The organism is Gelidimonas denitrificans, assembly GCF_055694065.1.
On the sequence record NZ_CM146350.1, the window covers coordinates 1,622,260 to 1,647,900 of the forward strand.

Sequence of the window (25,641 nt, forward strand, 5' to 3'; positions counted from 1 at the left end):
CCGTCGATTTGAAAAGATGCAACTGTGCTGCTCCCCTGAATTTTTTCCCTCGCCGTATCTGGGCGTGGGATACGAATAAGTTTTTATACTATTTAACTATGCGCATACAGCTTTTTTCCGACCTTCATTTGGAACGTTATCCTGACTTCCTGCCCCAGTTCGCTCCCGACATCGACTTCTTGGTACTCGCGGGTGACATCGCAAGCGCGGAGTCAGTTGTTCCGGCTGCGTGGCATCATTTTTTTGTACGGTCATGCCTTCGGGCACATCCGCTTTTTCTGGCGAACGGACAATGCCCGTGACAATGTGGCCACGGCGAAGCGCTTCTGCGGCAATACGGAGCCGGCGCGGCCGGTGACCCCAATAATCGCAATCTTCATGACTACTTTCCTTTCTGTCGTGACGCACCGTATGTGCATACACCGTAAAAATTACAAGAATAGAGTGGTCCAGTGTCACGAAGACGCGGATAGCGGTGAATTGGCTTGATTTAACACAAACAAAGCGAGCATCTAGCATCCAAAACAGCGACATCGCATTTAACTGAATGCGCTATCAAAGATAACGATATCTAACAATTATCGTTGAAATTACTTTATCAAATATACCCTTTCACGCAACACAAAAACTCCCCATTGTCAGTTAATCTATGAATATGAAAATTCATCTTGATACCGTTATCCCATTACTGCACACAACATCATACGGCGTGCTGGCAACCCAATCCACGCAGGTACCAGGATATCCATTCGCATCCATCTTGCCATTCGTACCTGATGAGCGGCATACCCCCGTTTTTCTGATAAGCGGCTTGGCCGAGCACACGAAAAATCTCCTGGCGGACCATCGCGCCAGTTTTCTTGTCTCCAGCCCGACCGGGGGAAACGTACTGACCGGGGCGCGCCTGACATTAGTCGGAGATGTGCTGCGTTTCAAAGCATCGCAGGAATTGGTTGCGCGCTACCTTCGCTATCAGCCAGACGCAAAACGGTACCTGGGCCTTGGTGATTTTGCTTTCTTCCGGCTCACGCCGCGGCGCGCCAGGTACGTTGCTAGTTTTGGTGAAATGGGCTGGGTGGAAGAGGACGAGTGGGCGAGTGCGGCAGTTCTGCCGTTGGCCGACGAGGCAAAACTCTACCAGGACCTTAGCGAGGTTTTGCCGATAGGTATTCGATTGCTAGGCCTGGATTGCTATGGCGTCGACATCGAACGTCAGGGCAAGCATGAACGACAGCAATTTACGAATGCACCGGTGGCGGCAGAGAATATTGGCGATGTGGTTAGACGGTTTCTAACCGCGTTGTGAAATGCGAAGAAATCGCTTACATGGGAAGACTAGTACTCGGGTGCGCATGGCGAGACGCGAAAACGCTGCAAATTACCGGACATACTTAAGCCACCAACCGACAATATCCAAATTGAACTCATCGATGTGAGCCTAAATGAACCCACTTGCAGGTAGCAGACCGCTCTGCATTGTTCCAGCCGCGCATCTGCTAGTCGCCTAAGTACAGTTACTTCTTGCCAGACGCCTTAACGGATGGTGCTGTGGTCTTCCCACCTGTCATCTGCTTACCTCGATTACCTTGGTTCTGGTCGTACTGCTTATTTGTGCCGGGAGTACCCTTATTGGCATTTTTAATGTTGGAGTTGTTATCTTTCGGTGCGATTTTTCCAGTCATTTTTCTCTCCGAATGGATGACAGACCAGCGAAATTCCGCCCTATTCGTATAGACCATTTGCGAGGTGGTTGGTTCGGTGCATGCTGTAGGTTGCGCAACCGATGCGAGGTGTCATAGATGTAAATCAGCGCGCCATACTTTTTAGAAAAACAGCATATTTCTTCCGGGATATGCTTATCGTAAACGGTATCCCATGAAGCTTTCGCAGCCTTGTCCGCATGCTGATTTTCTCTAAAATTGGGAAATCGATGACGTTTTTTTGGCTCTTCAACGTTTATCGTGAGCGTCGTCATAGCCACCCGCCCATCAATTATGGACAAAGTTCTGCCGTTGCCGCTCCGGCATGATTGACCAGATGGCTGCCAATGATAGCGATGCTGCCACTATTCAAGTGATGTCCACATTTGGTGAAATGCGTCTACCTATTCAGCTAAATCGCCAAGATGGAGAAGCAACGCGTCGCAAGCCTCGATATTAGTAATGTGAGATTCGCGCATTTCATCCAGCATCTCGCGTAGTGGCCCCGGAGAAATTCTCGGGAGTGCTTCAATAATTTTGCGCGCGACCCATCCTTGGCCGCGATTAAGGAATGCCAACCGTGGTGCACGGCCTTCTATCGCAAGTGCCTTATCGAGGTACTCACCTACGGAGCGACTAGGCTTGTATTCAAGACTGCGAATTGCATCAATCAGTTTGGCGCAATTGTTTGCCTCGTCTTGCTGCAACTGGTGCAGTTGATTCCATGAATCTGAGCCACGTGTGTTTTCGTCAAGAAATGCAGCCAACACTTTTGCTCCGGCCCGCTCCGCTTCAAGCAACGTGTTAAGAAGTTTGACCAATCTTCCGCAGCTAAAACATCGGACGCTTCTGGCAATGCAATAGACAAAGATTGCTGTTTCATTTCTTAAACCTCACTTCAATGATGGTGGAAGAACGGGGGCCTACGAGATTTTGGCCCAGGCTGACGGATTTGGTTGACCCACCCGCATGCTTAGTAAATGATTGCTCTGTGTGGGATTTCAGAGTTTTAATATTGGGCAGTTAAATTCAGCACCTTGGGTGAAAACAGCATCAGCGCCAACAGATATGACGATGGCCTCTGCGTTGACGATTGGTTATGTCGCCTGTTTTGATGGAAAAGCTTCACTTGCTACTCATCATACATTTCCGTTTAAAACTAGCTGCAGCGCCGGACATTCACGACGATTTTCACCGAGGCACCGGCATTTTGGTGCTATCGATAGATTCATCAAAAGCTGTGGCCGTCGTTCAATCTCACTATTCGTATTCAAGTACGGGAAGCTTAGGGGGTGCCGACCTCGACTGGACGAATTTGACTTTGACCAACGGTTAAACATGACTATCCGTGACAAGCTGGAAAGGTGGATACTAGAGCAAACGTAAATCGACTTTGTACCAGTGCAAACGGGTATGCGTGTAGTAAAAAATGTATATCAAAAGGGGCAACGTGATGAGCGCAATCAACCTGACTTACACAGTAATTTCAAATCCAGACACCCTCGTAGGATTCAATTTTTACGTAGCATCTGGACATGTATTCGATGCCGATGAGTATGCGGAGGTATACAAATTGAATCGCACCGACCTCGACGCCGATGACGTGCGCGCCATTCAGGACGCCGCAGCCAGCCTCAAAACCGAAGAGTGGCTAAGGGTTTCGCATTCCATTGCCGCGTAACAGTTCATAGCGACAGGCTATCCCCGCAAGGAGAAAATCAGGAACCTTCGCTAGCCTGTTTGGCGCCATATTCAACGAAGGTACCTTTTGAAGGAATGTAGTGTTGATGCGCGTCGACATTTCGTTGAACCGCAATACTTGTAACCTACTGGGGCAAGAAAGGGCTCGCGTTGTCAGCCGAACGTTTCCATTATCTCTATCCCGAGGCGGAACTCCCGGAACTCGCGACGGCTCGGTGCAAAATCCCGACGGGTGCATGTCTTCTTCAACAATAATTACTCAAACTATGCACAGAGGAATGCGGCGGACTTTCGACAGTTGATTGATTAACTGTCCAGGCGTGCACAGGAGAATCGCGGGACACTTGCACTGCTGGATTTCTCGTATATCTCAGATGATGGCATGGCTTGATGTAGCGACCTCACTATTTCTTTTTTCCTGCACGCACATGCTGCGCATAGGCCAAAGCAAAACCATATACAAACTCCTTGTCACGTGCCGGCAACTCGGTCATTACCTCCGCCAACATCTCGGCATATGCGCCGCTCTTGCTTGTGTCGGCCAATAAAGCGGTGAGGGATACTTTCAACGCCTTGGCAATTTCCTCCAGTCGGTCGATAGAAGGAAGTTGCGCGCCGGTCTCAATACGCGACACGGTGACGTTTTCCAGGTCCAGCGTTTCCGCTAATTGACTTTGCGTTATGCCGAGTCTGGTTCGCGCAATCTTTACGTTACGACCTATTCGAACGCCCAAGCTGGCTCCGTCCGTAGTTTTGACTTTCCGAGGCATGTCGTCTTCTTTTGAAAAAGACACATGTTCGGTCGATGTTCGCCGCAAAAAAATGATGTAAAACGATATGTAACTTGATGTAAAACGATATGTAACTTGATGTAAAATGTTGCTTATTAAAAATGTTGTCGCATTATGCCCCTGTCGGATATGCGCTGCTTACGACAACCAACTATTTTTCATAATGCATTTTTACCAAGGTTTCAATGAATAATTTCAAGCTCCCTATTGCAGTTGTTTGCGCTATTGCTTTGTCTGGTTGCGGTGGCATGAACAGTTACCTGGCCGCCAAGACCAAGACGGTTGAGATGTATCACATTTTCGACATCAAAACTTCGGTCGATACGGCAACCATTGCTAAAGCTACGGCCAGTGGATTGAGCCAAAACACGAACGAGATTAGGGAGGCCATGCCACTACAGCTTGGTAAAATGGTGCCCAAAGAGCCGGGACGCTTCACGCTGAAGGACATTTCTAGCGTTCTAGGTGGTTCAGGCGGCGCCTTCTTGCAAATGACACAAATGCAGGGCGGGAATATCAGCATGAAGATGGCCAATTGCGAAGATGCCGTTTGGAATGCGAAAGCAACTCGCACAATTTCAGGTTCAAGCAATCTGACGCTCTACTCATGCCTGTATAAATATAAGGCCGGTTACAACCTCGATATGTATGCCATTTTTACTAAGCAAGAGGGTGGCTTATATCAAATCAGTCAAACGGTTGCGAATTCAATTGTCGGCACGCCAGAGGAGTGGGTCACCAAAACAATTATGGACACAGTGAGGTCTATCGAGAAAGCGACATCGGCAAAAGTCGTGCATCTGGAAGGACAGCCGGAACTCGGTAATTTGCCCTCGATTGACAAACTGAGCAGCAAATAGGAATTAAAAATCTGCGAAAAAAAACACTGAGCAATGACATGGATTCTTGGGTGGCTATTGCGCTTCTGGTGAAGAAAAAAATGCATCGATTGAGCCTACTTTGTGCTTTCCTATTGAACGCAACGATAATTTCTTTGTGTGTAAGCACCGGCACCGCATTTGCTGCGGACGGCAATTCTTATGTCGAAGGATTCCCAATCAACCATGCCGTTATCTTGGTGGGAGGAATTCACGATACTTCCCATTATTTTGATAATTGGGTAGCAGAACTGGCTTCTCCAGATACCGTTGTAATGGGCTGGGACCACGACCACCGGACGATGTCGATGAGGAAGAGTGCAAGGTTACTGGCCGGAAGAATTAGCGACCTGAGCGCCCAAGGCATCACCGACGTTACCATTGTTGCCCACAGCATGGGTGGCTTAGTTGCTAAAGGTGCCATCGACGAATTGTCCCGGACGGGCGAAGCAAAAAACTTCGTCCGAATTGAATTACGGGCATTCGGAACGCCATGGGGGGGCTATACCTTGGCTGACCTAGTTCCAGTACTTCCGTGGTCGGAGACCATTAGTAGGGCAATCGGTTATCCGATGGGGCCTGACATAGGTCCGCATAGCGATTACATGACGAGTCTGACGCAGCCCATGCCAGCCAATGGCGAGTTGCATATCTATGTCGGGACTGACGACGATATCGCGCGGCCAGAGGCTTTCCGCACGAAGGAGCGGTACAAGTCAATAGAAGCGCGTGCCGTCACTATCAAGGATATCGAGGGCATCAACCATGTTGCTTACAACACGGCACCTGCCTATTTGCCGAACAAGCCGCGCACCTTGGTCGCGCCCGACGCTAAAGCGCTCTCGTCTGCGGAGCACTGACCCCAAAATAAAGGTGAGCCGCTCAACGGGTCCCGTGACTGTTGTCCGCGTTAAAAATACGGTCCATGAGGTCGGCAGGACATTTTGTAATTATTAGGGCGTGAAATAGGTAGTGAAATGAAAAATGTGAAAATAAAGCGCACTACAGAAGCATTCTTATCACTAATCTTTTTTTTTGTAATTACGGGGTGTGCTTCCACGAAGCTGACAGTCGACGATGGACGTAAGCTCAACGAAAATATGTTGTCCGAGATGACTGCCTATGGTCGTGCGGTAACCGTTGTTCGCCCCGCCATTGTGAGGTCGGCAGCGCTTAATGACCCAGGCTGCAGCAACCAATACGAGTTACCGTTTGCCGTTTTAACGTCCTACGGAGTGAAGGGCGAGGATGCAAAAGTCGCATGGGTTCGCTCGTTGGGTGTAAATGAGAGCCTTTCGATTATTGCAGCTGACGCTTCGTCAGGTGTTGTGGTAGGTGTCCATTGTGATACGTGTGAGAGAGAACGCGCGCCGGACCGAGCAATTGCTTAGCGCAATCCGCACAAATCCAGCCTTGAATCGCGGTGTCAGTGCGTGCGAATGGCACATCTAACATTGGAGCATCAAACATTGGATGCGCAAGAGCACCCTTGGCCGCTTGCTTAGCGATAACTGAAATTTCGTATCGCAATGGATAGTGACGCAGCGCTTGTCGAGCACGCCCCCGGACCGAGTCCGGCACACCCGGGGTTTTAACTGGGTCAAGCAGTTCGGCTAGGAATTCACCTGCGTACAATAGTGCGCGGGTTCGCTCAAATGGCATGGTCATAAGTGTTTCCAGTCTTTAATCAGCTCGTTTAATTGACATCAATCATGTATGCAAGGAAAAGCGGGACTCTCAATGCTCAGTTCCTCAACGTTCGCTAGGGTTTTCATTTTTACCCTCGCGGATGAAAATCCTCACTTGAAGTCACAGCCCGCTCGCGGCGCAACTCGATGCGCGTTTTGTCCAGAGTAAGGCCATAAAATTCATGGTTACCGGCTAGATACAGAACCGGCACCGGCAAATCCTTGAACAAGTCGATGGCTTGTGTGCCGTTAGCGATATCCCCGGCGAGAAGGACATAAGCACCATACGCAGGTGCAATCAAGCGTTCACCTGGAAAGTCACGCTGAAAAAATTCAAGATGAAGGTCAGAGGCGAGCTGAATTTTCATTAAAAACGCTCCAACATTATGCGGACTGCATGTTGTATCTCAGGGGCGCTGATGCCACGAGAGCCATCGGTCTGTATCAGATTATTTCGGCACCACGCAGGCCAGTACATCGCGTCGTCATCAATCGAAAACCACGATTGCGGCGAGCGGCGGTAGACATCTTCCGCAATCTGCACACCGCGCGGCAGCATTGAAAACTCTCTATTTCGCATCTCTCGATTGTGAAAAGTTGCACCAATGACTCGTTCTTGCAGCGCGGGAGCCAACTGTTTTTTCGCAAAATTGAAGCTGCGTACCCGTACCCAACTTGTGGACAAAACGATTCGGACATCCGGGTGCGGTGCCAACAGCTCATCGAGAATGTGCATCCACTCAAACAGCTTTCGGTCGGGAGTATTCATGTAAATGCCGCGCTTCGGATGAAAGTAAACCTCTTCATCATGCAGCACGCCGTCAAAGTCCAGATACAGGATTCTTGTCATTTTTTCGTCCTGTCTTGGCGTTTTTTAAACGCACACAGTTGGTTATCTGTCATTACTCCCACGCGATGCAATGCCGTAGCTGACGTGAGTTGCGGCAACACCTGTGTTGTAATGTTCACCTAGCCTCCTAAAGTATTTTTCGGATTGGTTTGTGCACGGAGCTGCGTCTGCGCCTCCAAGAGCCTCGCAGCAACAAACCCACTCCCTGGCTCACACAGTACAACGTAGCTACGGTAGTCAAGTGGCGACCCGACCAAGTTCCACCCGCTTTCGCGGTCGTCAAGAACGAGTACCGGTTGCGCCGGCTGCCGGTGCAGGGCAATCCAAGCCTCGATTTCGCCCGGCCGCGAGGGCCCCAGGACTTTCGGTGTCGTCCAGTGTTTATGCAGATTTTTTGCAACGAACCCGAGTCCCGTGCGCCGGAAAACTACTTCCATCTGTCTTCGAGACAGGTAATTCGACCAGCTCGACGATACGACGTATTGTGGCCAGAACTCGTTATGCAACGCCTGGAGGTTGGTGCGTGCTTCGTCCAGAATTAGGCCAGACCAAAGTTCCGGCCAGCCATTTAAATCCTCCGTTTTAATGGCGGACATTACCTGATAGCTGGTGAATTCAGGGCTAATCGTAAGCACGTCATCGAGGTCTAAAAAAATTATTGGGCGCATCGTATTATTCTTTGCTGACGGTTTGAGCCTTTGGCACAATTACGGGCCGCATCGTCATGTCGGAATTTTCGTAGCCGTTGGCCGTGATAAACGTCTCGCTTGATGCTCCACACCGATGGCATTTTTTGTAATCATCAATTGACGGCGTCCGGTCACCGTAGCTGCGCTGCCGGTCGGCGGGCTCCAGCCGTGTCAAATACTCGGCCATTGTCCTCACCTCGTCGGCAGCATCCGCTTCGGCCATGCCGACATGGATGTGCCCACAGCCGGGGCATTTCAAGAATTTTGTTTTCACGTGCGCTCCTCCTGCGTATTGGCCGAGACCGGAACCGCCCATCCGAGGAGCTCGGCGGTGCGGCGGATTACCCACTTCATCTCGGCGTCCGAGCCCCATCCTGTTTTCAATAATCTTTCGAGGTACTGGGCAAGAATTTCTTCATCAGACATGTGAGAGCGCTTGCCCGCTTTGCTTTCCGTTGATTTCACAGCGAGATGCTGTGCAATGTCTTCGCACATATCCCAACGCTGAGACCGTTCCGGAGGTGTCCCACCTGGAAGATAGAACTTGCCTTCATATTCAACCAAAGCAAGTTTCGCCTGGTAGCCAGCAACCGCGCTTGCTATTTCGGGACGGGGAAAATCGTCCGGCACTCGCGCATAGCGCGCCACAGCGTCATTATTTGAAAAAGCGGTTCTGTTCATCTCACTTTGCCTCGACGTTGTACTTAAGATATTTAGTGTGGCGGTATTTTTTCGCGATTCATAGTAGGTGCTGCTATACACGGAAACAGCGGAGCTACTATCGATATCAGGCCGGCAAACCACCCGAAATTGCAGGCTTGGCTGTGCGAAGATTACCCATCGGTGTCGCCAGACTTCAGAGACGCAGATGTAGTTGGCGCTGATGGTGAAGAGGCGGTCTGCTGCGGCGCTTCCCTCGGGCGGCGGTAAATTTGCTGCAGCGCCTCGGCGCGTGTCAAATCCGTAAAGTCTTGCAGGTTGCAATTGGCACGTAGCGCGTAGTTTACCAACGCCCTCATCGCAGCGACCAGCGGTGTCGCGCCGTGCGCACTAAGATGACAAAATGTCGCGGTCCAAGTGTTATTTTCCCAAACAAGGTTAATGCCGTAATGCTCAATTAATGGTCCGCCAACGGACCATTCCCTACAGAACGACCGCAGAAAGGGAGATTTTTCGGGGTCGCCAACGAGGGCGATGGCCGCCCCATTTTCAAGTGAGCCAACAGCCGTTTTACCGTCGTAAGACACTTCCAGTCCTAGTGCAGCGACTACTGCAAAATCCAAGTAATTCCCTTCCATCATGTTTACGTTTAATAGTTGCGGGTCTGATGCCTCCATTAAAGTACTCCTTCAAAAAACTCCGCACAGACCCATAAGCGCAATTTGCCTACAAAGAGTGGGAGGTGAATTTGTGGATGCTTCTGAAACATTTGAGCCAATCAGTTTTCGTAATTAAAAATCTAGCAATTCAGCATGTGATACGTTTGCTATACAAAACATTCACATAAAAGACTCTTCTTTACGGGCCAGTTAGCACGGAAGGAAGAATCACCGACGAATAAATATAAACGCAAACAGTGTAGCCTTAAACAGTGTAGACGTAAACAGTGTCGCCTTAAACACTGTAGACCCAAACACTGTGGTGAGGGACGCTACGCATTAATATGACCCCTCACACACAAGAACCAACATTGCGCATAAGGTTTGCGCAAAATCTCCGAAAACACCGTACATCACAGGGCGTGTCTCAAGAAGCGCTGGCCGACATTGCCGGAGTTCATCGGACGTTCGTTAGTGAAGTTGAAAGAGGACTAAGAAGCCTATCAATAGATAATATTGAGAAGCTTGCAAAAGCACTGAAGGTTGACCCGGTAGAGCTTTTTAAGCCGCAATAAGGCCAATAATGCTGAGCAGGTCATCAGACTCCAAAATTAAAGACACTGTCTATACGCATCAGGTGGTGGCAGTGGGCCTCTTGTGTTCCATTGCCTCCACGACTCCCTTTCCTGATGAGTGCGCGTGTGATGACAAAATATTTGGATATTTATGAATTGGCAGAATTGTTGGGCAGGAGCTCTGAAACAATACGGCAAGACCTCAAACGCAATCCTATAAACGTACCGCCACGAATGTATATTCCAGGGACAAAAATGCTTAGATGGCGACCGCTGAAGTAAATAATTGGTTTCTCGAACAGACGGAGCTAGACGGTTGAGCCTATTTCGGCGGTAGACCCACCTCATGTTTAATAAAACACGATACGATGTTGAGCAAACTGAAAAAACAAATTCACTGAATAGTTTAGTCACCGGACGTCTAACCTTGAACGCCAAGCAATTGTCGAAAGCGCGTTCCGACATCCACCGAGTAGCACAAACATCGAAAATAGATAATTAAATTTAACCCCTAAATTTTTACGTTAGCGGAAATTCCCGCGTCTGTCCGTGGATAACTGGGTTGCCCACAGCCTCCTCGCGACGTTCGCCTCCGGCCTGACGCGCAGCGCTTGCCCAATTTTTGATTAAATTTCTTCAAGAAGTGCAGGGAAATATCGTTAGTCAATATTTTGTAGTAAGTAATTGGCGCCAATTGCTGGCCTTTAAATGTTAACTTTCGTGTCATGCCTTTCTTGATGTTACTTATGGTTATCGTAGGGCATGAGTGATGCCCAGCAACGGGAGTATTTTGTCAATTTTGTCTAACTACACCGTTGATAGTTATTATCTCCAACTCACCCGCCCGTAGCTTTGGTGCTGCAACTGCACACAACGACTACTCATTACGCGCTGACACCAATAATGGACAGTGCGTGCCGTCCTTGGCCACTCTTCACTGCAATGAGAAGAAGGGCGTTTGGCTGGGTGATGGGGTATCGTAAAAATACTGCGTAATTCGTCACTATTATGACGATGCACGGGGCACGCTTGTCGTCACGTCCGCCTTTTGCTGGAAGCGAGTTGGTTTGAGCCGCAAGGATGTCGGTGCTGGTCGTCGACATCATTCGCAGGGCGGGGGCAGGCGTACGGCACGGCGAGAAGGTGAGGGTGGACAATTCGCGGCGGGCTGACGAGCTGGGTGGTTACGGTCTGGCAGTGAAGGAGGCGATTACCGGAGGTCATCTGCAGGTGCAGATGGGCGTAAATCTGTTGGCGCTGTTGGGGGCGTGAGTAGATGGGGACTTACGATACCCCGAGCTGAGCGAGGGTGAGGGAGTGCGCTTGGAGCACCCCTACTTAGTATCGGGTTGAATCCGCTCAAACTGCCCGGTGTTGTTGAGCTTGTTCGAAAAGTCCAACCCTGTCGATGTAGGCATTGACGAGGCCTGAGGCGGCGCGGAAGCACCGGGATAGCTGTAGTAGTCGGGAAGAAAAAATTTGATGGAATTTATGCCAAATGGACCTTTTCCTGCTACCTCGGGTATGCTAATCTGTTGCTACACCGTTGCAGGTAAAGGTGAGCATTATCAAGGACTTAGATAGGTGGTGGGAACTCCCTCAGTCTCCGCCAGTAATTTGCTTTAGAATCAAGGCCCTACGGGGCCTTTGGTTTTTAAGCGACACCGCAACTGACATCCTGCGCACATGACACTTGACCACGTGCCATTAGTCCCTTCTTTCTTCCCTATACGGAGCGCTTGGTTAATCGCCACCCGATTCCAGCATCAGCCTGTTTAGTGGGTAAGCGCCTCATCAGGGCCGTCTGTACATTGGATCATTGACGCGCCAAAGTAGTGTCCACCAAATAGTAGTGGGGACCACTTTGAACACAAGCATAAAGACAGGCAGCCGGAAGGGTCGGCGCAATTACAACGTTGATTTCAAGAAGCGGCTGGCGATCGCCGCCTGCGAGCCAGGTATTTCGGTAGCCCGCCTCGCGCTGGACCATGGCATCAACGCAAACATGCTGCACAAGTGGCGGTGTGCGCATCTTGCCGGCGGCGTGGGCATCACAGAACTTCCTCAACCGGGATTTCTGGCCGTAACCATTGCGCGTTCGGGAAACACATTGGCGCAATGCCCGGCGTATGCGCCGTCACCTCCCATGGACCTCCCTGTATCAAAGCTACCTGCACCAAAGCCGGGAGTCATCGAAATCAGAGTGTGCGCTGCGACCCTGCGCCTGGAAGGTGTGGTCGACACAGCAACCCTGGAACAGGTGCTGCGCCACCTCCATCCATGATCGGCCTGCCAGCCGGGACACGCATCTGGATTGCCGCCGGTGTCACCGATATGCGCTGCGGCTTTCAGGGACTCGCTGCCAAAGTGGAAACGGCGCTTGCGGCCGATCCGTTCAATGGCCATGTCTTCGTCTTTCGCGGCCATCGCGGCGACGTCATCAAATTGTTGTGGGCCACCGGCGATGGCCTGTGCCTGCTGGCCAAGCGCCTTGAACAAGGCCGGTTCGTGTGGCCGCAGGCCACCAGCGGCTCGGTGTGTCTGACGCCGGCGCAGCTCTCCATGCGGCTCGAAGGGATCGACTGGCGGCAGCCCCGACGCACCTGGCAGCCCAAATCGGTGTTGTAAACTTTGCCGGGCATGCGTAAACTGCGCGCATGCCCCTCACCGCCACGCTCCCCGACGACATCGACGCCCTCAAGGCGATGGTGCTGGCGCAGCAGGCGTCGATGGAGCAGATGACGCTGGCACTGGCGTCACGGGCACTGGAAGTCGAACAACTCAAACTGCTGATCGCCAAATTGCAGCGCATGCAGTTCGGTCGCAAATCCGAGAAGATCGACCGGCAGATCGAGAAGCTGGAATCCCGGCTGGAGGATCTGCTGGCTGAAGAGGGCGTGATCGATGCGCAGCCGCCGGCCAGCGTGCCAGTAATGCCGCGCATGCCGTCGACGCGGCAGCCCTTGCCGCCCGAACTGCCGCGCGAAGACCGCATTCTTGAACCCGCCGATCAAGCCTGCCCGGACTGTGGTGGCAATCTCAAACCGCTCGGAGAAGACGTTTCCGAGCAGCTCGAAATCGTCAACGCGGCGTTCAAGGTGATTCGCCACATCCGGCGCAAAAAAGCGTGTGCGTGCTGTGACCGCATCGTGCAAGTGCCGGCACCGAGTCGCCCGATTTTGCGCGGTGTGGCAGGTCCCGGTTTGCTGGCCCATATCCTGGTGTCGAAATTTGCCGATCATCAACCGCTGTATCGGCAGTCGGTGATCCATGCACGGCAAGGCGTCGAGATCGACCGCTCCAGTATGGGCCGTTGGGTGGGCGCCTGTAGTGCGTTGATGGCCCCGTTGGTCGACGCACTGCGCCGTCATGTGATGGCCAGATCGAAACTGCATGCCGACGACACAACCGTGCCGGTGCTGGCAGCCGGCAATGGCCAGACCAGGACCGGTCGGCTCTGGACCTATGTGCGCGATGATCGCAACGCGGCATCGACGGTCGCACCGGCCGTATGGTTTGCCTACACGCCGGACCGCAAGGGGATCCATCCGCAAACCCACCTCGCAGGATTTCACGGCATACTGCAGGCTGATGCCTATGCCGGCTTCAATGCGATTTATGAAACTGGCCGAGTACAGGAAGCGGCATGTTGGGCACACACCCGGCGCAAATTCCACGATCTGCATGTCGTGCATCCAACGGCATTCACGACTGAGGTCCTGCGAAGAATCGGCGAACTGTATGGAATCGAAGACCAGGTACGCGGCAAGCCACCGGATCTGCGCCGTCAAATTCGGCAGGAGCGCGCGCTGCCGTTACTCATAGATTTCGAAGCGTGGCTGTGTGCTCGCTTACCGATGCTATCGGCGAAATCCAACACCACCAAGGCGATCAACTATGCGCTGAACCAGTGGCAGGCGCTGTTGCTTTACTGTGAACACGGCATCGCCGAGATCGACAACAATGCTGCTGAGCGCGCGTTGCGGTCGGTTGCATTGGGGCGAAAGAATTTCCTGTTTATGGGGGCCGATAGCGGTGGCGAACGTGCTGCCGCGATGTATACACTGATCGGAACGGCCAAACTCAACGGCATGGATCCGCAAGCGTATCTGCGCCATGTGCTCACGCACATCGCTGAACATCCAATCAACCGGATCAACGAGTTGCTGCCTTGGAACGTGATCGACCAGCTCGGCTCCACCGCCCCCTAACCGATCAGGCCCGGTTGCTATCGCAATGATTCAATGTCAAGACGTCCTTCGCGCGTCGCTTACTTTAGTGGCATACGTGTGCCGCGTATTGTATGGACGCCGGTAACAAATCCCCAGCGTTTCTAGAGCCAGAGTCCAGTATCGCTTTCTTGCATTCTGCTCATATGTTCGGCTTGTTCCTGCCCGGACTGCGGGTCAGCTTAATCGGAGTTTTTAAATCATGATCCTGCGCTGCATTCTGTGCAGGATCACCCTTAAGTCTCTTTTTAAATCTATCTTCAAGAAAATTTGATTTGTGTCCTAGTAGGCCGCGTTATCAAACGCGCGGCCTCAGAGATATCGTTTTATGGAAAGGCGCTCAGAGCTCCTGCGCTGCATCCGCTTTTGGAGTCGAGACAACCATCGGCTCCTCGTCCTTGAAACGCTGAAACAACGTCGCGAGCAAGGGGCCGGAAATGTTGTGCCAGACGCTGAAGATGGCGCTCGGCACGGCGGCCAGTGGTGAGAAATGCGCCGTAGCCAGCGCCACACCCAAGCCCGAGTTTTGCATACCTACTTCAATCGCAATGGCCTTGCGCTTGGGAACGCTTAATCCCGTTAGCTTGGCTAGCCAGTAGCCCAGCAGCAGCCCCAAGCCGTTATGCAGCACGACGACGACAAAGATCATCAGTCCGCTAGTGGCGATCTTGGCCTGGTTGCCGGCAACCACGGCTGCCACGATGGCTACAATCGCCACCACAGAAACCAGAGGCAGCACCTCCACACAGGTTTTGACTTTCTCACGGAGAAGGGATTGCGCTAGCACGCCCAGTGCGATGGGCAGGATCACCACCTGAACGATCGACCAGAACATGGCTGCGGCGCTGACTTCCAGCCACTGGCTCGCCAGCAGATAAATCAGCGCAGGCGTCACCACGGGCGCCAGTAGGGTAGTGACTGAGGTGATTGCCACCGATAGCGCGACATCCCCGCGTGCCAGGAAAGTCATCACGTTGGAGGCCGTGCCGCCAGGACAGCAACCCACCAGAATCACACCCACAGCGACCTCGGGTGGTAGTTGCAGCAGCGTGCAGAGCAGCCAGGCGAGGCTCGGCATGATGATGAACTGGCCGGCTACGCCAATGGCGACGTCACCAGGGCGCTTGAATACTTCGAGAAAGTCGTTCCTGGATAGGGTCAGGCCCATGCCGAACATGATGATGCCCAGCAACGGCACGATGTAAGGGCCGATCCAGCGGAACTGATTGGGAGTAAAGAAAGCGAGTACGGAAAATAACAATACCCAAATGGCAAAAGTCTTGCCGACAAATCGGCTTAGACGGGCGATGGTCTGCATGGTAAATGTCCTTGAAATTATGGGGCGGCCGCATCCGATGACACACAAAATGCAACCAGAAAAAAGAAAATGGGCGCGACTACCGCCAGAATGAAGCAGTGGTGTGGACCAACATGCACATGCCAGAGGCCGCAAGGTATGCGAGGCTGACAACAGTTACGCAGATCATGCGCAGACAAAATAACGCCAGCCCTGTTGGCTGGCGCTGCAACGGTAAGCGCCGATTATACTATTCAGGTACACACCGTTTCACACACGTCTTAGATGCGACCGCAGCACAGCGCTTGTGGCTTTTGCCAACGGCAGCGCTGTCGATTCTCGAATATCCAAGAACTCTCTAACTCGGCATCTGTTTGTTTAAGTTCGGCTAGAAGATATTCTTGCGGTGGCATCCAATGTTCTCGGCAGCATCTGCAATGATTGGCGGCGACCGTGGCCTTGCTCTGTACCAATTTACTCGGCGTGGCGTCGCTACGATTTTCGAAGGAAAGGCGCGTGATCAGTAGCGGCCGTAACTTTATTGCTCGACCCTAGTGGATCTGCAGATTAACAGACCGCCAGCCGCTACCGATCCCGGTTTGATGTTATAAGCTCAGGTTCGAAACCCATAGCAGAAAAGGCAAACCATGACGAGCAGCGCGAATAACTCACAAAAAATCATTGCAGATACCCAGGCGTGGGTCGAAAAAGCCGTGATTGGCTTAAATCTGTGTCCGTTTGCCAAGGCGGTGCATGTCAAGAATCAGATTCGTTATGTGGTCAGCGCAGCGACAACGCCGGAAGCGTTGCTGGAAGATTTGATGGCTGAACTGCAGATGCTGGACGATTGTGCGGCCGAGCAGATTGAAACCACGCTTTTGATCCATCCGGGCACGTTGACTGATTTTCTGGATTACAACGATTTTCTGGATGTGGCCGATGCGGCGGTTGAGGATATGGAGCTGGGCGGCGTGTTGCAGGTAGCCAGCTTTCACCCGCAATACCAGTTCGAGGGCACACGACTGGACGATATCGACAACTACACCAATCGCGCTCCTTACCCGACCTTGCACTTGCTGCGCGAAGAAAGTATCGAAAAAGCAGTGGCTGCGTATCCGCAGGCTGAAGATATTTTTGAAAAAAATATCGAAACCTTGCACCGCCTGGGACATGACGGCTGGGCGCGCTTGTTCGCCGCTGAATAAGCAATTTCCCGCAAGTTTTTATGCAGCTCCGCGCTCTCTATTGGCGAACATCAGCAGCAGCGCAGCGCCGCAAAAAACTGCTCCGGCATAAAAAGTAAAAGATGCGCCGTAGCGATCCCACAGCCAACCGGCCAGCGGACTGGCTACCAGCATCGCCAGTCCGCTGGCAAGATTGAAAAAGCCGAAGGCGGTGCCGCGCAGATCGACCGGTGCGGTAGCCGCCACCATCGCGGCCAGCAAGCCTTGCGTCATGCCCATATGCAAACCCCACAGCACTACGCCCAGCAACACTACCGGCCACGCATTGCTGCTGGCTAACACGATATCGGCTGCGATCAACACCAGCAACCCCGCTGCCAGCAAGCCGGTATGGCTCACGCCGTCGGACAGTTTGCCGAACGGATAGGCCGAGAGCGCATACACCACGTTCATCGCCACCATAATCAGCGGCACCCAGGCCAGCGCCATGCCGCCTTGCTGCGCGCGCAACAACAAAAATGCTTCGCTAAAACGGGCCAGCGTAAATACCGCGCCGATAATCACCACCCACCAATAGTCGCGTCCCATGCGCTGGAGATTGTCCCAGCGGATCGGATTGCTGCGTTTTTCCGTGATTTTGCGCTCGGGTTCCTGCACGCCGACAATCAACAGCACGACCGCCAGCACCGCAGGCACGGTAGCAACCCAGAATATGGCTCTGAAATCATTAGCCCACAGCAGCATCAGCACTATTGCAGTCAGCGGGCCAAGAAACGCGCCCACCGTATCGAGCGACTGGCGCAGCCCGAACGCTGCGCCGCGCAAATGGGGCGGCGCCAAGTCGGCCACCAACGCATCGCGCGGCGCGCCCCGAATCCCTTTGCCGACCCGGTCCATCAGACGCGCGCTCAAAATCCAGCCGATGCCAGACGCCAGCGCGAAGATCGGCTTGGTCAGTGCAGCCAAACCGTAGCCGAACACTGCCAAGCCTTTGCGCTTGCCCAGATAGTCACTCAATGCCCCTGAAAATACCTTGACGATCAAAGCGGTTGCCTCGGCCGCACCTTCAATCAGGCCGATGATGAAAACGCTCGCGCCCAAGGTGGTGACCATGAAGAGCGGCAACAGCGCATGCACCATCTCGGAGGAAACATCCATCAGCAGGCTGACCAAGCCGAGCGCCCAGATGCTAGAAGGAATCTGGCGCAGCGTGTGGAATTTTCCAGCTTTTATCATATTGAATTAATATATGGAGTATAGGTAAAAACATACTACGCCACGCACTGTTTTATTGCGGAACGTAAAAATACATTATCCAGTATATTAAATAGCGCCAATCGCAAGCTTGGCGCGCTGCGCTGTCACGGCGCAACACTCAGCAGCCAGCCGACCACGGCTGCATTGATTACGGGTAGTACGATTAGGGTGTGAAGCTGGCGACACAGTAGTTCCCAGAAGGCGCAATTGTGCTTACTGAATCAGGTCCACTGGACGCTTGGCAGGCAAGTTCTTCAGTTTGAACACATCGCTTAATCTATAAGGTCAACGCTGCGCGCATCGCGTCATCGACGGTTTCCAGCCAGACGAATGCCAGCCGCGTCTGCGCATCTTGCGAAATTTCTTCCAGATCTTTCTTGTTGCGCAGCGGCAGCAGTACGGTTTTGATCCCTGCGCGCAACGCGGCCAGCACTTTTTCCTTGACGCCGCCGACCGGCAACACCAGACCGCGCAGGCTGATTTCCCCGGTCATTGCATGGTCGCTCTGCACCGCCCGGTTGGTGGCCAATGATGCCAACGCGATGAACATGGCTACGCCGGCACTGGGCCCGTCTTTGGGGATTGCGCCGGCGGGCACGTGTATGTGGATGTCGCTTTTGTCGAACAGATCGGGGTCGACCTGCAATTCGGCAGAGCGTGATTTGAGCAGCGTCAGCGCAGCTTGCGCACTTTCTTTCATCACTTCGCCGAGCTGTCCGGTCAGTATCAGTTTGCCGTGCCCAGGGGCGCGGCTGGCTTCGATGAACAGGATGTCGCCACCCACCGGAGTCCAGGCCAGCCCGGTCGCAACGCCTGGGATGCTGGTGCGCATCGCCAGTTCGCTCTCGAATTTGGCGGGGCCGAGAATGGCGTGTAAATCGGCTGCATCAATGCGTACATGGTCGGCCGTGCCTTCGGCGATGCGCATCGCGACATGACGGAAGGTGTTGCCGATTTCGCGCTCCAGATTGCGCACCCCGGCTTCACGCGTGTAATCGCTGATGATGGCGTCGATCGCTTCGGCGGTGATTTCGCACTGCTGCGGCTGGAGGCCGTTGGCTTCCAATTGGCGCTGTATCAGATACCGCTGTGCAATCTGTGCCTTTTCCTGCTCGGTATAGCCGGGCAGGTGGATTACTTCCATGCGGTCGTGCAGAGGGCCGGGAACGGTATCGAGCAGGTTGGCGGTGCAGATGAACATCACCCGGGACAGATCAAACGCAACGGCAAGATAATTATCGCGAAACGTACTGTTCTGTTCCGGGTCCAGCACTTCCAGCAAAGCAGACGACGGATCGCCATGCACGCCGGTTCCGAGCTTGTCGACTTCATCGAGCATCATCACGCAGTTATTGGCGCCGGCTTTGCGGATCGCCTGGATGATATTGCCGGGCAGGGCGCCGATATACGTGCGCCGATGTCCGCGGATCTCGGCTTCATCGTGTACGCCGCCCAGACTGATGCGCACAAACTTGCGGCCAGTTGCCCGGGCAATACTCTGCCCCAGGGAGGTCTTGCCCACGCCCGGCGGGCCGACGAAGCACAGAATCGGGCTCTTGCCTTGCGGGTTGAGTTTGCGCACCGCGAGATGCTCCAGGATACGGCGCTTGATTTTTTGCAGTCCATAGTGCTCATCGTCCAGGATCTTGCGTGCTTCGGCAATATCGATACGATCGTCGCTGGCAACCGACCAAGGCAGTTCGGTCAGCCATTCCAGATAACTGCGCAGCATCGAAGATTCGCCCGCCGCTTCGGACATGCGTTCCAGTCGCCGCAACTCCTTTCTGGCATGAATATCGACCTCTTCCGGCATCTTTGCCCGGGTGATGGCCTCCAGCAGATCGGCCGTCTCTGCCGCGCCATCTTCGGCTTCGCCCAACTGTCTCTGGATCGTTTTCAATTGTTCGCGCAATAGCGCTTCCCGTTGCCGCTCTTCCAGTCGCTTCTTGGTTTGCTCGTCGATGTCAAGGCTGATGCGTAACACGTCGATACGCCGCACCAACAATTGCAGCACCTTGTCGAGCCGGGCTTGCAGATCGAAGGTTTCCAGCACATTCTGCTTTTCTTCATAGGGCAAATCCATCAGGCCAGCAATAAAATCCGCCAACATTCCTGGCGATCTGATGTTAAGCGCCATCGAAGCCAGTTCGGCCGGCGCTTGCGGCAGCAACTGCAGAATTTCGCCAGTACGCGCCTTGAGCTGCAACATGCGGGCCTCGATTTCGGCGCTCACGACTTCGGTTTCAGTCTCATGCAGCGGCACGATGCGCGCCACATGAAACGGGTATCCGGCCAAAAACTCCAGCACCCGAAACCGTTGTTCGCCCTGGCACACAATGTGGTGCGAGTCATCCTGCAAAGTGACATAACGCACGATGCTAGCGGTAGTGCCGACCTGATACAAGTCGCTCGGTTCAGGGTAGACGACATCGGGATCGCGCTGCAGAATGATGCCCAGTTTCCCCCCGCTGCGGGCAGCCTCGCGGGCCGCAGCAATAGAGCGTTCGCGGCCGATGGTGATCGGCACGATCAGACCGGGAAACAGCACCATATTGCGTACTGGCACGACGATAATGGCGTCAGGCGGCAATGCCAGAAGCGGATTCTGCTCCGTCTGTTGCGCTGCCGCTGCGGCCTCGGAAGACTGCACTGGAGCTTCGCCGGATGCTGCATCGGCGTGTTTTTTATCGTGCTGATTATCCATGGTTCACCTGTAACAAGTGGCGGGCGCAGCACAATGCGCAGGTGTGCAGCAGCCGCGGCCCGGCAGACGGGGCTGCCTACTCTGGTATCAGTATCTTCAACAGGGGATCACCAGTATTGCGCCGGCACAAAGACAGAAAATCTATTTCAAGCAAACCGTTTTTGACGCGGGCGCGATCTCAGAGCTTGCCTGTTCTGGACTTAAGCAGATTGCCTGCGGCATTGTGCGTGAACTGGTCCGCTTCCTCGATATAGCCTTGCACCGTGCCGTCATGCCGCCAGCCGCCTTGACGCTTGATATCCAGGAAATTAGCGCCGGCCCGGTGCGCGCTGGTAGCTAGCCCGCGCCTGAAACTATGGCTACTAAGCTCGGGCGCATACGGAAGTTGTATCGCTGTGGCGCATGCCGCCAGAATAGTGTTGACGCTGCCCGCATACAGCGCGCCGTCACCAATACGGTCCCAGCGCGTAATGCACCGAAACACCGGTCCGCTTACCAATCCAGCCGCTTGCAGCCAGCGTTTGAGCGCAGTGGCCGGGCAGCAAATCCCATCCGGCGCGCCATACGGAATGGCGCGTGTGATGCCTTGGCCTTCCTGATCGGTTTTCGAGCGCATCAGCGTGATTACCAAGCCATCGGGCTCCCAAGCGATGTCTTGCAACTGCAGCTTGACTACTTCGCTGCGCCGAAAAGCGCCAAAAAATGCAAGCTGCAGCAGCGCGCTATTTCTCAGCGCCGCCAAACTGGTTTTTTCAGACAACGCCACAATCATCCGTTCCAAATCTTCCAGCGGCAAAGCTTTGGCTTTCTTTTTCGGTTTGCCATGGGTGCGCCCGATACCGCGCAGCATCTTGCGTACCTCCGGTTGATCGGTCGGATCGGCAAAATTCTGGAAGCGATGCCACTGCGATAACGCAGTCAGGCGCAAGGCTAGGGTGCGCGGACTTAACGTCTCGGCGTAATTCAGCAGATAGCGCGTTATTACCGCCGTTTCACACGGCAATACGCCGCCCCAGGCATAAAAATGCCGGATTGCAGAACGATAAGCAAGGCGGGTGTTGTCAGAAGTTGCCGCCGCGATAAATTGCCGATGCCTTTCCTGCACCTCCAACTCTGTAAGCGCCGTACCGTCGGTACGCGTAACGGCGCCAGCCTGCATCAGGCTTGGCATGGCTTGCAGGGATTGAGAAATTTCAGCAGTCATGATTTTCGTTAATTTCAAAGAACGTACCAGTCATTACGCATTTTCAGGCATGTTTTATTCTATAAGCCACGATAATAAACTTTATCGTGCGTTAAAAATAGTAATTTCAATATTTTAAAATAAACTTTTTAAAGTATTATTACGTAATACGTAATACGATACAAAATATTCCTGGAGAACTTTTATGGCACGCGTAGGAATTACTTATGCTGAAGTGGAGCAGGCTGCATCGTTATTGGCTGCTGACGGCAAAAACCCCACGGTCGATGCAGTACGCGCCGCATTGGGCGGCACCGGCAGCAAAAGCACCTTGGCACCGATGCTCAAGCAATGGAAAAGCACGCACCGGGAACAGGCGCAGGCACATCAGGCAGGTCTGCCGGCAGAATTGCTGGACGTGGTCAAAGGGTTGCATGCGCATTTGCAGCAAGAAGCGGATTTGCAAGTACAGGCCGCGCAAGCTGCCGCCGCAGCCGTTGTCGCCGAATGCCGGCAACAACTCGAAGATGCGAATGCAGCAACAGCCGACCTGGCTGGCAAACGCGATGCGCTGGAGCGCGATTTGGCTCTGGAAAAAGCCCGGCGCGAACAACTGGAGACCTCGAATCACGCCCTGCAACTGGCATGCGCCACAGCGGAAGCGCAGAGCGTGGGGTTGATGCAGCGCCTGACTGACCGTCAAACCGAGATCGAGAATGTAAACCGGCAACTGGGTCAGTCGCGCACCCAGTTTGAACATTATCAGGAAGCCGTCGCAGCGCAGCGCGCCACCGAGCGACAAGAAGCGCAGCAGCGCTGCAATCAGCTGGAACAGGATTTGGGTGGGTTACGGCGCAGTCTGTCCGACTTGCAGAAAACGCTGGCGCAACGCGAAACGCAGCTGGAACAATTCTGTGCGCAGAATAATCGGCTGGAAAACGATCTCACTGTCTTGCAGCAAACGCATCAAGCAGTCTTGGCAGAGCGTCAGCAACTTAGTCAGGAAATTGCCACACAATCGGTTGTTTGCTCCGAACTGCGCGTGCAGTTGAAGGCAGTTTCGGAGACCTTGACCGAAGCCATAACCGAAGCCCGCTCGGAACTGGCCGTTTTGCATCATCAGACACCGCAGTTGCAGGCCCGTTTACTGACTCTGGAAAATAGCGCCGAGGCATTACAGCTTGAAAATCAGCTTTTAATGCAAGATAAGGCAAGGTTGGAAGGGCGGCTGGATCAGCTTTCTCAAACGGGATTTATTACAAAAATATAAACCAAGTAAATTGTTCTCATCAGCCCGCTAGGTGAGGACTATTGCGTTCTCTCGTCCGCCTGTGGGAGAAGGTTAGAGGCTGCCCTTGAGTGCTTTGCTCGGGGGCAATACGAGGAGGCAAATCGCATCACCGTCGTATTGTGCAAGGATGCGGTGCATATTCAGGAATATCGGCAGTAGAGTCGTTCGGGTTTGATAATGCATGCGTCAGCATTAGTGTCCAGTTAACTGCCTTGAATAATAGTTGCGTTTAATAGCGTCTACTCAACTGCCTTGGCGCACAAGCAAACGTGGTCTCAAAGTTACTTGGCAGCCAATGCCAACACACTCTAAACAATGGGTTTGCGCCTAAATCAATATAAATTTATTAAAATTTTCCATGTGGAAATTAAATTAACTAAGGCAAAAATCGTATCAAGATGTATCAGTTTTGAACTAATTGAATTGCAATACCTCTCACTGCCGTGATCATTTAGCCTGTGGCAATTATTCAGTATGGCAAATGCGTAAAAAATTATTTTAAGAGGGTTGTGAATTTTATTAGAGTTTCCATTAACTAAGCCCGGAGGGAATTATCTGAGCGCTTGGTTATAGCCTGCTTGACTCAATCTGAACGGTACTACAAATGAATTAGGTATATGCGCCTGCCTATGTGTGGCATCGCACAGATACAGCATTAATTCCAAATTAATATCAACATTTGTAAGTTACTAATTTTGGTATACACGCTGCAATTGTAGTTTGCGCGGGTAGCTATAACACGCATTGAGCGGCATCAAATTCGTCATCAAAACAGAGTCTAGTTTTTCGTTAACCATTCTCTACAGAAATACACACTAATTATGGGCCTGCATAAGCCGGCACCGAGAATAGCCGCGCCATTTCTCAAAAATATGGGCGATCTCGATGGGCTTGCGGCGAGCAAGAGTTGCGCTTTTCAATCGCATTGCAAGAGAAGCCACAAGAGTAATAATTTACTGCATTGAAATAAATAGAAGAGCCTATGTTTTTTAAAAAAAGGAATCCTGTACAAATGAAAATCAAGTTGCCTGCGTCCCCGTACCAACAGTTACCACTTTTGCGTCGGCAGTCGATGTTGCATTTGTTTCTGGGCCTGGGGGTAGCGACTTGCTTGCCTGCGTTTGCCGCAGAGGGCGATGTATTTCGTCCTTACGTAGGCTATTCGTTTGCCTATGACGAAAACGTATCGGGCATCTCGAACGCGGCTAATCCAGGCAACCTAAAGCTGTCCGACACTTCCCGCCGTGCCGAGGCTGGATTGGCCATCAACAAGCGTATCAGTCAGCAAGTGTTATCTGCCAAGCTCAATGTCGCGCATGTAACTTATGACGAACACGGTACGCTCAATAATGACCCCAAGGATCTCCTTGGCAACTGGAACTGGCATGTCGGCGATCGTATCGAAGGCAATTTAGGTGCAAGCTATGTACAGGACCTTTCTTCCTATGTGGAGGGGCAGAGCACGTCGGAGCCCAACCTGCGCACGCAGCGCCGGGAGTTTTTCGATGGCTCGTGGTTACTCCATCCGAGCTGGCGCTTGCGCGGTGGATTGTCGCGCGACCAACTCAGTTACGATGTTGATTCGGCCGCTGACCGCAACGAGAATATATCTGAACTCGGCATAGACTATTTGGCGTCCAGCGGCAGTACGGTCGGTATGCAGTTGCGCCACACACGCGGCAATTTCCCGAATCAGCAGAGCGTGGGCAATAGTTACAATCAGAACGAGATCAAGGCCAAGATCAACTGGCTGCTTACAGGAAAAACGCAGCTGCAGTTTCTGGGCGGATATGTACAACGCAAGCACGACTCTTCGTCGGTGCGTGATTACAATGGCGTGAATGCGCGCTTGATCGCGAACTGGAAGCCAACCAACAAGGTTGGGGTGACGTTAAGCGGCTGGCGCGAGATCGGCGCGATCGATGATCTGACTGCCGGCTATACGCTCGATCAACGCGCGTTCCGCGCACCGGAAAATCTAACTGCCAGCTATACGCTCAATCAGGGGGTTAGCATTGGGTCCACATGGGACTTGACGAGCAAACTTCGGCTTGATGGCCAACTCAAGCATGAGACCAGCGACTATAGCGGCGCTGCTGCGCTTACATCCGTGCTACCGGCGGATCGTAAAGATACTTTTCGCACCGCATCGGTCAAGCTTACTTACCGCACTACCGATCACCTGCAACTGGCAGCCTTGCTCTACCGTAGAAACAGGGATTCCAATATTGCCGGCAATAGCACTCCGAACAACGGCATGATGCTCAGTTCACGTTATGAATTCTGAGTTGATTCCATTTCTAAA

28 protein-coding genes are annotated in these 25,641 nt (G+C 52.8%); 13 read left to right on the plus strand and 15 right to left on the minus strand.

Going from position 1 to position 25,641, the window contains the following annotated elements; all coding sequences use genetic code 11:
* Positions 1-251: 251 nt before the first annotated feature.
* Positions 252-380, minus strand: coding sequence for a hypothetical protein (locus FKCLFG_RS07540; protein WP_472615588.1), 129 nt, complete (start codon positions 378-380; stop codon positions 252-254).
* Positions 381-649: 269 nt separating this feature from the next.
* Here FKCLFG_RS07540 and FKCLFG_RS07545 point away from each other — a divergent pair, with 269 nt between their 5' ends.
* Positions 650-1,306 (plus strand): HugZ family pyridoxamine 5'-phosphate oxidase, encoded by a 657-nt coding sequence (locus tag FKCLFG_RS07545; RefSeq protein ID WP_472615589.1) that lies wholly within the window; start codon positions 650-652, stop codon positions 1,304-1,306.
* A 208-nt stretch (positions 1,307-1,514) separates the two neighbouring features.
* On the opposite strand, the gene FKCLFG_RS07550 is transcribed toward FKCLFG_RS07545, so the two are convergent.
* Entirely contained in the window at positions 1,515-1,682 is a 168-nt protein-coding gene (locus FKCLFG_RS07550) for a hypothetical protein (RefSeq protein WP_472615590.1), read from the minus strand.
* Positions 1,683-2,104: 422 nt separating this feature from the next.
* Positions 2,105-2,521 carry a DUF6306 domain-containing protein gene (locus FKCLFG_RS07555; protein ID WP_472615591.1) on the minus strand — a complete coding sequence of 139 codons (417 nt, stop codon included), beginning with the start codon at positions 2,519-2,521 and terminating at the stop codon, positions 2,105-2,107.
* Positions 2,522-3,153: 632 nt separating this feature from the next.
* Here FKCLFG_RS07555 and FKCLFG_RS07560 point away from each other — a divergent pair.
* Positions 3,154-3,381, plus strand: a complete 228-nt coding sequence (locus FKCLFG_RS07560; RefSeq protein WP_472615592.1) for a hypothetical protein — start codon at positions 3,154-3,156, stop codon at positions 3,379-3,381.
* A 424-nt stretch (positions 3,382-3,805) separates the two neighbouring features.
* On the opposite strand, the gene FKCLFG_RS07565 is transcribed toward FKCLFG_RS07560, so the two are convergent.
* Positions 3,806-4,171, minus strand: a complete 366-nt coding sequence (locus FKCLFG_RS07565) for a helix-turn-helix domain-containing protein (RefSeq protein WP_472615593.1) — start codon at positions 4,169-4,171, stop codon at positions 3,806-3,808.
* A gap of 206 nt (positions 4,172-4,377) precedes the next feature.
* Between FKCLFG_RS07565 and FKCLFG_RS07570 the strand changes: the two genes are divergently transcribed.
* The 3 genes from FKCLFG_RS07570 (at position 4,378) to FKCLFG_RS07580 (ending at position 6,461) form a co-directional block, all read left to right on the plus strand.
* Positions 4,378-5,052 (plus strand): hypothetical protein, encoded by a 675-nt coding sequence (locus tag FKCLFG_RS07570; protein WP_472615594.1) that lies wholly within the window; start codon positions 4,378-4,380, stop codon positions 5,050-5,052.
* Positions 5,053-5,090: 38 nt separating this feature from the next.
* Positions 5,091-5,930 (plus strand): esterase/lipase family protein, encoded by an 840-nt coding sequence (locus FKCLFG_RS07575; RefSeq protein ID WP_472615595.1) that lies wholly within the window; start codon positions 5,091-5,093, stop codon positions 5,928-5,930.
* Positions 5,931-6,047: 117 nt separating this feature from the next.
* Positions 6,048-6,461 (plus strand): hypothetical protein, encoded by a 414-nt coding sequence (locus tag FKCLFG_RS07580; RefSeq protein WP_472615906.1) that lies wholly within the window; start codon positions 6,048-6,050, stop codon positions 6,459-6,461.
* Here FKCLFG_RS07580 and FKCLFG_RS07585 read toward each other — a convergent pair.
* The 7 genes from FKCLFG_RS07585 to FKCLFG_RS07615 form a co-directional block, all read right to left on the minus strand.
* Positions 6,370-6,738 (minus strand): BPSL0761 family protein, encoded by a 369-nt coding sequence (locus FKCLFG_RS07585; protein WP_472615596.1) that lies wholly within the window; start codon positions 6,736-6,738, stop codon positions 6,370-6,372. The genes FKCLFG_RS07580 and FKCLFG_RS07585 overlap by 92 nt on opposite strands.
* 109 nt (positions 6,739-6,847) lie before the next feature.
* On the minus strand, positions 6,848-7,126 hold the full coding sequence (locus FKCLFG_RS07590) for a metallophosphoesterase (RefSeq protein ID WP_472615597.1): 279 nt from the start codon (positions 7,124-7,126) through the stop codon (positions 6,848-6,850).
* On the minus strand, positions 7,126-7,608 hold the full coding sequence (locus FKCLFG_RS07595) for an HAD domain-containing protein (protein ID WP_472615598.1): 483 nt from the start codon (positions 7,606-7,608) through the stop codon (positions 7,126-7,128). Before FKCLFG_RS07595 ends, FKCLFG_RS07590 begins: the two co-directional genes overlap by 1 nt.
* Positions 7,609-7,727: 119 nt before the next feature.
* Positions 7,728-8,276 carry an HAD domain-containing protein gene (locus FKCLFG_RS07600; RefSeq protein ID WP_472615599.1) on the minus strand — a complete coding sequence of 183 codons (549 nt, stop codon included), beginning with the start codon at positions 8,274-8,276 and terminating at the stop codon, positions 7,728-7,730.
* A 4-nt stretch (positions 8,277-8,280) separates the two neighbouring features.
* Positions 8,281-8,571: a hypothetical protein gene (locus FKCLFG_RS07605; protein ID WP_472615600.1), complete on the minus strand. Its 291-nt coding sequence runs from the start codon at positions 8,569-8,571 to the stop codon at positions 8,281-8,283.
* On the minus strand, positions 8,568-8,978 hold the full coding sequence (locus FKCLFG_RS07610) for a hypothetical protein (RefSeq protein ID WP_472615601.1): 411 nt from the start codon (positions 8,976-8,978) through the stop codon (positions 8,568-8,570). The genes FKCLFG_RS07605 and FKCLFG_RS07610 overlap by 4 nt, the downstream gene beginning before the upstream one ends.
* 152 nt (positions 8,979-9,130) lie before the next feature.
* Positions 9,131-9,634: a phage protein NinX family protein gene (locus FKCLFG_RS07615; RefSeq protein ID WP_472615602.1), complete on the minus strand. Its 504-nt coding sequence runs from the start codon at positions 9,632-9,634 to the stop codon at positions 9,131-9,133.
* Between the two features lie 326 nt (positions 9,635-9,960).
* On the opposite strand from FKCLFG_RS07615, the gene FKCLFG_RS07620 reads away from it, so the two are divergent.
* The 5 genes from FKCLFG_RS07620 (at position 9,961) to tnpC (ending at position 14,402) form a co-directional block, all read left to right on the plus strand.
* Positions 9,961-10,191: a helix-turn-helix domain-containing protein gene (locus FKCLFG_RS07620; RefSeq protein ID WP_472615603.1), complete on the plus strand. Its 231-nt coding sequence runs from the start codon at positions 9,961-9,963 to the stop codon at positions 10,189-10,191.
* A gap of 1,080 nt (positions 10,192-11,271) precedes the next feature.
* Complete coding sequence (locus FKCLFG_RS07625; RefSeq protein WP_472615604.1) at positions 11,272-11,463, plus strand: hypothetical protein; 192 nt, start codon at positions 11,272-11,274, stop codon at positions 11,461-11,463.
* Positions 11,464-12,055: 592 nt separating this feature from the next.
* A complete protein-coding gene (gene tnpA, locus FKCLFG_RS07630) occupies positions 12,056-12,475 on the plus strand; it encodes an IS66-like element accessory protein TnpA (protein ID WP_472615605.1) in 420 nt (139 codons plus the stop codon).
* A complete protein-coding gene (gene tnpB, locus FKCLFG_RS07635; RefSeq protein ID WP_472615606.1) occupies positions 12,472-12,819 on the plus strand; it encodes an IS66 family insertion sequence element accessory protein TnpB in 348 nt (115 codons plus the stop codon). The genes tnpA and tnpB overlap by 4 nt, the downstream gene beginning before the upstream one ends.
* Before the next feature lie 29 nt (positions 12,820-12,848).
* Positions 12,849-14,402, plus strand: coding sequence for an IS66 family transposase (gene tnpC / locus FKCLFG_RS07640; protein WP_472615607.1), 1,554 nt, complete (start codon positions 12,849-12,851; stop codon positions 14,400-14,402).
* Between the two features lie 358 nt (positions 14,403-14,760).
* On the opposite strand, the gene FKCLFG_RS07645 is transcribed toward tnpC, so the two are convergent.
* Positions 14,761-15,738: a bile acid:sodium symporter family protein gene (locus tag FKCLFG_RS07645; RefSeq protein ID WP_472615608.1), complete on the minus strand. Its 978-nt coding sequence runs from the start codon at positions 15,736-15,738 to the stop codon at positions 14,761-14,763.
* A gap of 626 nt (positions 15,739-16,364) precedes the next feature.
* Between FKCLFG_RS07645 and FKCLFG_RS07650 the strand changes: the two genes are divergently transcribed.
* Positions 16,365-16,922 carry a DUF1415 domain-containing protein gene (locus tag FKCLFG_RS07650; protein ID WP_472615609.1) on the plus strand — a complete coding sequence of 186 codons (558 nt, stop codon included), beginning with the start codon at positions 16,365-16,367 and terminating at the stop codon, positions 16,920-16,922.
* 18 nt (positions 16,923-16,940) lie between these two features.
* Here FKCLFG_RS07650 and FKCLFG_RS07655 read toward each other — a convergent pair whose 3' ends face one another.
* From FKCLFG_RS07655 to FKCLFG_RS07665, 3 genes are all read right to left on the minus strand, one after another.
* The gene (locus tag FKCLFG_RS07655) at positions 16,941-18,137 is read right to left on the minus strand and encodes an MFS transporter (protein ID WP_472615610.1); all 1,197 of its coding nucleotides are present in this window, start codon (positions 18,135-18,137) and stop codon (positions 16,941-16,943) included.
* Positions 18,138-18,435: 298 nt separating this feature from the next.
* Positions 18,436-20,862 (minus strand): endopeptidase La, encoded by a 2,427-nt coding sequence (gene lon / locus FKCLFG_RS07660; protein ID WP_472615611.1) that lies wholly within the window; start codon positions 20,860-20,862, stop codon positions 18,436-18,438.
* Positions 20,863-21,040: 178 nt separating this feature from the next.
* The gene (locus FKCLFG_RS07665; RefSeq protein WP_472615612.1) at positions 21,041-22,066 is read right to left on the minus strand and encodes a site-specific integrase; all 1,026 of its coding nucleotides are present in this window, start codon (positions 22,064-22,066) and stop codon (positions 21,041-21,043) included.
* A gap of 184 nt (positions 22,067-22,250) precedes the next feature.
* On the opposite strand from FKCLFG_RS07665, the gene FKCLFG_RS07670 reads away from it, so the two are divergent.
* Both FKCLFG_RS07670 and epsL read left to right on the plus strand, forming a co-directional pair.
* Complete coding sequence (locus FKCLFG_RS07670) at positions 22,251-23,315, plus strand: DNA-binding protein (RefSeq protein WP_472615613.1); 1,065 nt, start codon at positions 22,251-22,253, stop codon at positions 23,313-23,315.
* Between the two features lie 1,033 nt (positions 23,316-24,348).
* Entirely contained in the window at positions 24,349-25,623 is a 1,275-nt protein-coding gene (gene epsL / locus FKCLFG_RS07675) for an XrtB/PEP-CTERM-associated polysaccharide biosynthesis outer membrane protein EpsL (protein ID WP_472615614.1), read from the plus strand.
* The last annotated feature ends 18 nt before the right edge of the window (positions 25,624-25,641 follow it).

Excerpts from the sequence above, each read along its gene's own strand:
- FKCLFG_RS07580 (WP_472615906.1), top strand. The coding sequence starts at position 6,048 with ATGAAAAATGTGAAAATAAAGCGCACTACAGAAGCATTCTTATCACTA.
- FKCLFG_RS07600 (WP_472615599.1), bottom strand. The coding sequence starts at position 8,276 with ATGCGCCCAATAATTTTTTTAGACCTCGATGACGTGCTTACGATTAGC.
- FKCLFG_RS07560 (WP_472615592.1), top strand. The coding sequence starts at position 3,154 with ATGAGCGCAATCAACCTGACTTACACAGTAATTTCAAATCCAGACACC.
- FKCLFG_RS07570 (WP_472615594.1), top strand. The coding sequence starts at position 4,378 with ATGAATAATTTCAAGCTCCCTATTGCAGTTGTTTGCGCTATTGCTTTG.
- FKCLFG_RS07615 (WP_472615602.1), bottom strand. The coding sequence starts at position 9,634 with ATGGAGGCATCAGACCCGCAACTATTAAACGTAAACATGATGGAAGGG.
- FKCLFG_RS07620 (WP_472615603.1), top strand. The coding sequence starts at position 9,961 with ATGACCCCTCACACACAAGAACCAACATTGCGCATAAGGTTTGCGCAA.
- FKCLFG_RS07670 (WP_472615613.1), top strand. The coding sequence starts at position 22,251 with ATGGCACGCGTAGGAATTACTTATGCTGAAGTGGAGCAGGCTGCATCG.
- FKCLFG_RS07645 (WP_472615608.1), bottom strand. The coding sequence starts at position 15,738 with ATGCAGACCATCGCCCGTCTAAGCCGATTTGTCGGCAAGACTTTTGCC.
- FKCLFG_RS07550 (WP_472615590.1), bottom strand. The coding sequence starts at position 1,682 with ATGACTGGAAAAATCGCACCGAAAGATAACAACTCCAACATTAAAAAT.
- tnpC (WP_472615607.1), top strand. The coding sequence starts at position 12,849 with ATGCCCCTCACCGCCACGCTCCCCGACGACATCGACGCCCTCAAGGCG.
- FKCLFG_RS07655 (WP_472615610.1), bottom strand. The coding sequence starts at position 18,137 with ATGATAAAAGCTGGAAAATTCCACACGCTGCGCCAGATTCCTTCTAGC.
- FKCLFG_RS07610 (WP_472615601.1), bottom strand. The coding sequence starts at position 8,978 with ATGAACAGAACCGCTTTTTCAAATAATGACGCTGTGGCGCGCTATGCG.
- FKCLFG_RS07625 (WP_472615604.1), top strand. The coding sequence starts at position 11,272 with ATGTCGGTGCTGGTCGTCGACATCATTCGCAGGGCGGGGGCAGGCGTA.
- FKCLFG_RS07575 (WP_472615595.1), top strand. The coding sequence starts at position 5,091 with ATGGATTCTTGGGTGGCTATTGCGCTTCTGGTGAAGAAAAAAATGCAT.
- epsL (WP_472615614.1), top strand. The coding sequence starts at position 24,349 with ATGAAAATCAAGTTGCCTGCGTCCCCGTACCAACAGTTACCACTTTTG.
- FKCLFG_RS07540 (WP_472615588.1), bottom strand. The coding sequence starts at position 380 with ATGAAGATTGCGATTATTGGGGTCACCGGCCGCGCCGGCTCCGTATTG.
- lon (WP_472615611.1), bottom strand. The coding sequence starts at position 20,862 with ATGGATAATCAGCACGATAAAAAACACGCCGATGCAGCATCCGGCGAA.
- FKCLFG_RS07595 (WP_472615598.1), bottom strand. The coding sequence starts at position 7,608 with ATGACAAGAATCCTGTATCTGGACTTTGACGGCGTGCTGCATGATGAA.
- tnpB (WP_472615606.1), top strand. The coding sequence starts at position 12,472 with ATGATCGGCCTGCCAGCCGGGACACGCATCTGGATTGCCGCCGGTGTC.
- FKCLFG_RS07545 (WP_472615589.1), top strand. The coding sequence starts at position 650 with ATGAATATGAAAATTCATCTTGATACCGTTATCCCATTACTGCACACA.
- FKCLFG_RS07585 (WP_472615596.1), bottom strand. The coding sequence starts at position 6,738 with ATGACCATGCCATTTGAGCGAACCCGCGCACTATTGTACGCAGGTGAA.
- FKCLFG_RS07565 (WP_472615593.1), bottom strand. The coding sequence starts at position 4,171 with ATGCCTCGGAAAGTCAAAACTACGGACGGAGCCAGCTTGGGCGTTCGA.
- FKCLFG_RS07665 (WP_472615612.1), bottom strand. The coding sequence starts at position 22,066 with ATGACTGCTGAAATTTCTCAATCCCTGCAAGCCATGCCAAGCCTGATG.
- FKCLFG_RS07590 (WP_472615597.1), bottom strand. The coding sequence starts at position 7,126 with ATGAAAATTCAGCTCGCCTCTGACCTTCATCTTGAATTTTTTCAGCGT.
- FKCLFG_RS07650 (WP_472615609.1), top strand. The coding sequence starts at position 16,365 with ATGACGAGCAGCGCGAATAACTCACAAAAAATCATTGCAGATACCCAG.